General features: G+C 65.4%; 5 protein-coding genes and 2 pseudogenes. 4 read left to right on the plus strand and 3 right to left on the minus strand.

Annotated features, from left to right (window positions below; all coding sequences use genetic code 11):
- Positions 1–29: 29 nt before the first annotated feature.
- Positions 30–1,307 (plus strand): phosphoribosylamine--glycine ligase, encoded by a 1,278-nt coding sequence (gene purD / locus ALC15_RS18995; protein WP_050628550.1) that lies wholly within the window; start codon positions 30–32, stop codon positions 1,305–1,307.
- A 46-nt stretch (positions 1,308–1,353) separates the two neighbouring features.
- Positions 1,354–2,604, plus strand: a complete 1,251-nt coding sequence (locus ALC15_RS19000) for an adenylate/guanylate cyclase domain-containing protein (protein ID WP_244486148.1) — start codon at positions 1,354–1,356, stop codon at positions 2,602–2,604.
- Positions 2,605–2,831: 227 nt separating this feature from the next.
- Here ALC15_RS19000 and ALC15_RS46310 read toward each other — a convergent pair.
- Together ALC15_RS46310 and ALC15_RS19005 are read right to left on the minus strand one after the other, a co-directional pair.
- Positions 2,832–3,194 (minus strand): annotated as a pseudogene (locus ALC15_RS46310) (acyl-CoA dehydrogenase family protein); the annotation flags it as partial.
- The gene (locus tag ALC15_RS19005; RefSeq protein WP_347336295.1) at positions 3,131–4,111 is read right to left on the minus strand and encodes an acyl-CoA dehydrogenase family protein; all 981 of its coding nucleotides are present in this window, start codon (positions 4,109–4,111) and stop codon (positions 3,131–3,133) included. The pseudogene ALC15_RS46310 and the gene ALC15_RS19005, both read right to left, overlap by 64 nt.
- A 74-nt stretch (positions 4,112–4,185) precedes the next feature.
- Between ALC15_RS19005 and ALC15_RS19010 the strand changes: the two genes are divergently transcribed.
- Positions 4,186–5,091: an alpha/beta fold hydrolase gene (locus tag ALC15_RS19010; RefSeq protein WP_050628551.1), complete on the plus strand. Its 906-nt coding sequence runs from the start codon at positions 4,186–4,188 to the stop codon at positions 5,089–5,091.
- Between the two features lie 217 nt (positions 5,092–5,308).
- On the opposite strand, the gene ALC15_RS19015 is transcribed toward ALC15_RS19010, so the two are convergent.
- A complete protein-coding gene (locus ALC15_RS19015; RefSeq protein ID WP_050628552.1) occupies positions 5,309–5,767 on the minus strand; it encodes a nucleoside deaminase in 459 nt (152 codons plus the stop codon).
- Positions 5,768–5,898: 131 nt separating this feature from the next.
- Between ALC15_RS19015 and ALC15_RS19020 the strand changes: the two are divergent.
- A pseudogene (locus ALC15_RS19020) lies at positions 5,899–6,270 on the plus strand (pseudouridine synthase); the annotation flags it as partial.

A 6,270-nucleotide genomic window follows, 5' to 3' on the forward strand; every position in this document is an offset into this window, starting at 1 on the left:
GCTCTTGCACCCATTTGAGCCTGTACCTGATGAACATCCTCCTGCTCGGTTCCGGCGGCCGCGAACATGCGCTGGCGTGGAAGATCGCCGCATCTCCGCTGGTGACGAAACTCTGGTGCGCGCCGGGCAATGCCGGGATCGCGCGCGAGGCCGAGTGCGTCGCGCTCGATGTCGCCGACCATGCCGCGGTGATCGAATTCTGCCGGCGCAACGCGGTCGATCTGGTGGTGGTCGGTCCGGAGACGCCGCTCGCCGCCGGCATTGTCGACGATCTCGCCGCTGCCGGCATCAAGGCGTTCGGACCGAGCAAGCAGGCCGCGCAGCTCGAAGGCTCTAAGGGGTTCACCAAGGACCTCTGCAGCGAATTCGACATTCCGACCGGCGCCTATCGCCGTTTCGACAATGCGAAGGACGCGGTAGCCTATGTCCGCGCCCAGGGCGCGCCGATCGTGGTCAAGGCCGACGGGCTTGCCGCCGGCAAGGGCGTCGTGGTCGCGCAGACGCTGCACGAGGCCGAGGCCGCCATCGCGATGATGTTCGAGGGTGCGTTCGGCTCGGCCGGCGCCGAGGTCGTGATCGAGGAATTCCTCTCTGGCCGCGAGATCAGCTTCTTCGCACTGTGCGACGGCGAGACCGCGATCCCGCTCGCGACCGCGCAGGACCACAAGCGGGTGTTCGATCACGACAAGGGGCCGAACACCGGCGGCATGGGCGCCTATTCGCCGACGCCGTTCGTGACGCCTGAAATCCACGATCAGATCATGGCCCGCATCATCCTGCCGACGGTCGCCGGGATGAAGAGCCGCGGCATCCCGTTCAAGGGCGTGCTCTATGCCGGCGTGATGCTGACCGCGCAGGGCCCAAAACTGTTCGAGTACAACGTCCGCTTCGGCGATCCCGAGTGCCAGGTGCTGATGCTGCGGATGATGTCCGACATCGTGCCGGCGCTGCTCGCCTCGATCGACGGGCAACTGAAGAACTTCGACCTGCGCTGGTACCCGGACCCGGCGCTGACCGTCGTGATGGCGGCCAAGGGCTATCCCGGCGACTACATCAAGGGCACGCGGATCGACGGCCTCGATGACGCCGCCAAGGTCGAAGGCGTCGAGATCTTCCACGCCGGCACGGTGGCGAAGGACGGCGCAGTGCTGGCCAATGGCGGGCGGGTGCTGAACGTCTCCGCGATGGGCAAGACCGTCACCGAGGCGCGCGACCGCGCCTATCAGGCGGTCGACCGCATCAAATGGCCGGAGGGATTCTGCCGCCGCGACATTGCCTGGCAGGCGGTGGAGGCGGAGCGGGGTTGATCGATCCGGCCCCAGCGGCGACAATGACGCGCCCGGGGGCCTTCGAATGACCGATTTCAGACTGCCCGAGACACATTACGCGCAGAGCGGCGACGCCAGCATCGCCTATCAGGTGATGGGCGACGGTCCCGTCGACATCATCCTCGTCCCTGGCCTGTTTTCGCATATCGAGTTCATGCACGAGATGGCCGGCTACACCGCCGTGCTGCGCCGCCTGTCGCGTTTCGCCCGGGTCGTGACCTTCGACAAACGCGGACAGGGATTGTCGGATCGGATGACCGGCGCGCCCTCGCTCGAGCAGCGCATGGACGACGTCCGGGCGATCATGGATGCCATCGGCTCCGCCCGCGCGGTGCTGTTCGGCTTCTCCGAGGGCTGTCCGATGAGCGTGCTGTTTGCAGCAACCTATCCGGACCGCGTCTCGCGTCTTGTCCTGCTCGGTAGCTTTGCCCGCTCGAAGGATCGTCTGCCCGAGGAGGAGTGGCAACAGCGCTGCGACGAGGTCGTGCAGAACTGGGGCTCGGGCGACACCGTCAAGACCGTCGCGCCGAGCCAGGCCGCGAATCCAGAGGTCATCGCGCAGATTGCGAAGTTCGAGCGGCTGTCGAGCAGTCCGGGTGCGCTGCGAACGCTGCTCGTTCTCAATCGCGCGATCGACATCACGACGATCTTGCCGACGCTCCAGGTCCCGACGCTCGTCCTGCACCGGACCGGCGATGGTCGCGTTCCCGTGGCGCTCGGCCGCGATGTCGCACGCGCGATCCCTGACGCGAAGTATATAGAATATCCGGGCGGCGATCACTATTTCTGGGTCGGTGAGACCGAGGCGCTGCTCGGCGACATCGAGGAATTCGTCACCGGCCATCGTGATAGTGGGGAAACCGAACTGGAGCGCGTGCTCGCGACCGTGCTGTTCACCGACATTGTCGAATCCACCCGCAGCGCGGCAGCGATGGGCGATCAGCGCTGGCGGCGCCTGCTCGATGATCACGATCAACTCGCCCAGCAGATCGTCGACCGGCATCGCGGGCGTCTGGTCAAGAGCACCGGCGACGGCATTCTGGCGACGTTCGATGGTCCGGGACGCGCCGTGCGCTGCGCCTTGGCATTCGGCTCCGCGACCCAGCAGATCGGCCTGCCGGTACGCGCAGGCCTGCACACCGGCGAGATCGAGGTGAGGGGGGCCGACATCGGCGGAATCGCGGTGCATGCCGCGGCGCGCGTGATGTCGAGGTGCGCCTCGAACGAGGTGCTGGTGTCGCGCGTCGTCACCGATCTCGTCGCCGGCGCGGGCTGAAATTCGCCGAGCGCGGTGCGTTCGAGCTGAAGGGGTTGCCCGGGAAATGGGAGCTGTTCGCAGCGAGTGGCTAGGGCATTCACCGCGTCGTTCCGGACGACGCGCCTCGCGCGTCGATCCGGAAACCCGATGTTGTAGGCAGCTTGTCAGGTCAACTCGAGATTCCCCGATGCGCAATTGCGCATCTGAGGTTCGGCGCGTTGCGCCACCCCGGGATGACGGCGAGACTACAGCAGATCCCCGCCCGCCGCGCTTGCCGTGGTGCCGTGCTCGCGGAACGCCTTGATGACGTTCTTGCCGATCTTCCACTTGTGCACCTCGTCGGGGCCGTCGACCAGCCGCTGCGAGCGCACCTGGGTGTACCATTTCGCCAGCGGCGTATCCTGGCTGAAGCCGAGCGCGCCGTGCAGCTGGATCGCGGTGTCGATCACCTTGTGCACCATGTGGGCGTGGAAGATCTTGGCGATCGAGTTCTCCTGGCGGATGTCGAGGCCCTTCTCGGCCTTGTAGGCGATGTGCAGCAGCATCAGCCGGCCGATATAGAGCTCGCTGGCGCAGTCGGCGAGCATGAACTGCACCGCCTGGCGGTCGCCAGCAGCTGGCCGAAGGTCGAGCGCTTGGTGACGTGGGCGGCCGCCATGTCGAGCGCGCGCTGCGCCTTGGCAACGTTGTGCATGCCGTGGCGCAGCCGGCCGTAGGCGAGACGGTGCTGGCCCATGTTGAAGCCGTTGCCCTCGCCGCCGAGCAGATTGTCGGCCGGCACCTTCAGATCCTTGATCTCGATCTCGGAGTGGCCGCCATGGATCACGTCGTCATGCGGGCCTTCGATCGCCATGTTGGCGACGTTGCGCTTGATCTTGTAGCCGGGGTTGGGCAGCTCGATGATGAAGGTCGAATATTGCTTGTGGCGCGGCGCATTCGGATCGGTCTTCGCCATGACCAGCGCAAGGTCGGCGACGCTCGCCGACGAGGAGAACCACTTCTCGCCGTTGAGGATGTAGTTCTCGTTGCCGTCCTTCACCGCCGTGGTCTGCATGCCGGTGGCGTCGGCGCCGGCGGCTTTCTCGGTCATCGAGAAGCAGATCCGCTTGTCGCCGTTCAGCAGCGGCTTAAGGAATTTTTCCTTCTGGTACTCGGTGCCGTGCGCCAGGATCGTCATCATCGAGGCGTCGTCCGGCCCCTGCGTGTTCATCGAGAGCGCGCCGAGCATGCTCTCGCCGAGCTCCATCTGCACCAGCGCGTTGGCGAGCGGGCCGAGGCCCATACCGCCATACTCCTTCGGCACGAAGGGGCACCACAGGCCCTGCGCGCGGGCCTTCTTGCGCAGCGGGCCCAGCACCTCGGCAAGCGGCTTGGTGTCGAGTTCCTTTTCCGCCGGAATGCACTCGTCGTGCACGAATTTGCGGACCTTCTCGCGGATTGCCTTGGCCTCGGCGGGAATCTCGAAATCAATCGACATGGCACTTCCTCGTTTCGTGTTGTTGTTGGTTGGGCTTCCGGATGGCATAAACCTCGCCCGAGCCAGCGGCAACGCCGAACAAAGTTTGAAGCAGCGCGGCCGCGCCAGGGAAGGAGCCACCGATGCCTGATCTCGCTGATCTTTTTCCCGGCTATGAATCGAAATGGATCAACACATCGCAGGGCCGCATCTTCGCCCGCGTCGGCGGCAAGGGGCCGCCGCTGCTGTTGCTGCACGGCTTCTCCTCGACGCATGTGATGTGGCACACGGTTGCGCCGAAGCTCGACGACAAGTTCACGCTGATCATCGCCGACCTGCCGGGTTATGGCTGGTCCGACATGCCGGACAGCGACAAGGACCATACGCCCTACACGAAGCGCGCCTGGGCGAAGACCATGGTCGAAGTCATGGAGCAGCTCGGGCATGTGCATTTCGCACTCGCCGGTCACGACCGCGGCGGCCGGGTGTCGTACCGCTTGGCACTCGATCATCCCGGCCGGCTGTCGAAGCTCGCGGTGCTCGATATCGCACCGACCTATGATTACTGGCAAAAGCTCAATCGCCTGTCGGCGCTGAAGATCTACCACTGGGCGTTCCTGGCGCAGCCCTATCCGCTGCCGGAGACGCTGATCTCCAACAATGGCGAATTCTTCCTCAAGGAGAAGATGGCGAGCCAGACCAGGACCAAGACGCTGGAGGCGATCGATCCGCGCGCACTCGAACATTATCTCGCGCCGTTCCGCGATCCCGCGCGCATCCACGCGATGTGCGAGGACTATCGCGCCGGCGCTTACGCAGATTTCGAGATCGACAAGGCCGATGTCGACGCCGGCAAGAAGATCACGATCCCAATGCTGGCGCTGTGGGGCGATGCCGGTGTTGCCAGCGCGGCGACGACCCCGCTCGACACCTGGAAGAATTGGGCCACCAATGTCAGCGGCGCGCCGGTGGCGTCAGGGCATTTCCTGCCCGAGGAGGCGCCCGACGCGACGGCGAAGCTGCTGCGGGAGTTCTTTCTGGCGGGGTGACTCCATCCTGCATCGTCATCCTGAGAGAATGTGAATGTACGGTTCACAAGCGGCGCCAAACGTTCAGTGTCGTCCTGGCGAAAGCCAGGACCCATTACCCCAGCCGCTCGTTGTTGCGCGATGCTGGGGCCACGATCCCGCACACGATTAAATTCGGTGGTTATGGGTCCTGGCTTTCGCCAGGACGACGGGGTGACGGGTCTACTTTTCGGGTCGCCTACCGCCGTTCCCTGAAGAACTCGCGCAACATGCGCGCCGCCTCGCTCTCGCCGACCGCGCCGTAGACCTCCGGCACGTGGTGGCAGGTCGGCTGCGCGAAGAACCGCACGCCTGACTCGACCGCGCCGCCCTTGGGGTCGGCGGCGCCGTAATACAGCCGCCGGATGCGCGCAAAGGAGATCGCGCCGGCGCACATGGTGCAGGGCTCCAAGGTCACGTAGAGGTCGCAGTCGACCAGCCGCTCACTGCCGATGGCCTCGGCCGCCCGCCGGATCGCCAGAATCTCGGCGTGCGCGGTGGGGTCGCGGTCGGTCAGCGTCCGGTTGCCGGCGGTGGCGACCACCTCTGAGCCCCGCACAATGACGCATCCGATCGGAACTTCGCCCGATTTTCCGGCATTTTCGGCCGTTTTCAGCGCCAAATCCATGAAAGAAGGGGCCGACATGCCTCGTATCATCCGAAGAAACCTGCTAGTAGCTTCGCCTTCAGCAAAAGTGGATGCCGGTTTTGCGTCAAGCGCGCTGCCAACGGGGCGCGTACGACCGGTTGGCCCTTGCACCCCAATTGAACGCCCAGGCGAGAACATTCATGCCCCGCGATAGCGACAAACACAACGATTCCCGCGGCCGGCGTGATCGGCCCGGCGGCGGCAAGGGCCGCTCCGGGGCTGCCCGTGGGCCGGACAAGAAATTTGCCAAGCGCGGCTTTGCCGGCAAGGACTTCGGCGGCAAGGGCGATGGCGAGAAGCGGCCGTATCGTCGCCGCGAGGACGGCGATGCGCCGCGCCGCGATTTCGGCGACCGGCCCCGATTCAACCGCGACGATCGTCCGCGTGGCGATGGTGAGAAGCGCGCGTTCAAGCCGCGTGGCGACCGGTCGAGGTTGATCGTGACGGCGATGGCGAGAAGCGCACGTTCAAACCGCGTGGCGACCGGCCCCGGTTTGATCGTGACAGCGATG

Origin of the sequence: Bradyrhizobium viridifuturi (genome assembly GCF_001238275.1) — a bacterium.
GTDB lineage: Bacteria > Pseudomonadota > Alphaproteobacteria > Rhizobiales > Xanthobacteraceae > Bradyrhizobium > Bradyrhizobium viridifuturi.

Coding starts and splice junctions, on each gene's coding strand:
- purD (WP_050628550.1), top strand. CDS start 30: ATGAACATCCTCCTGCTCGGTTCCGGCGGCCGCGAACATGCGCTGGCG.
- ALC15_RS19000 (WP_244486148.1), top strand. CDS start 1,354: ATGACCGATTTCAGACTGCCCGAGACACATTACGCGCAGAGCGGCGAC.
- ALC15_RS19005 (WP_347336295.1), bottom strand. CDS start 4,111: ATGCCATCCGGAAGCCCAACCAACAACAACACGAAACGAGGAAGTGCC.
- ALC15_RS19010 (WP_050628551.1), top strand. CDS start 4,186: ATGCCTGATCTCGCTGATCTTTTTCCCGGCTATGAATCGAAATGGATC.
- ALC15_RS19015 (WP_050628552.1), bottom strand. CDS start 5,767: ATGATACGAGGCATGTCGGCCCCTTCTTTCATGGATTTGGCGCTGAAA.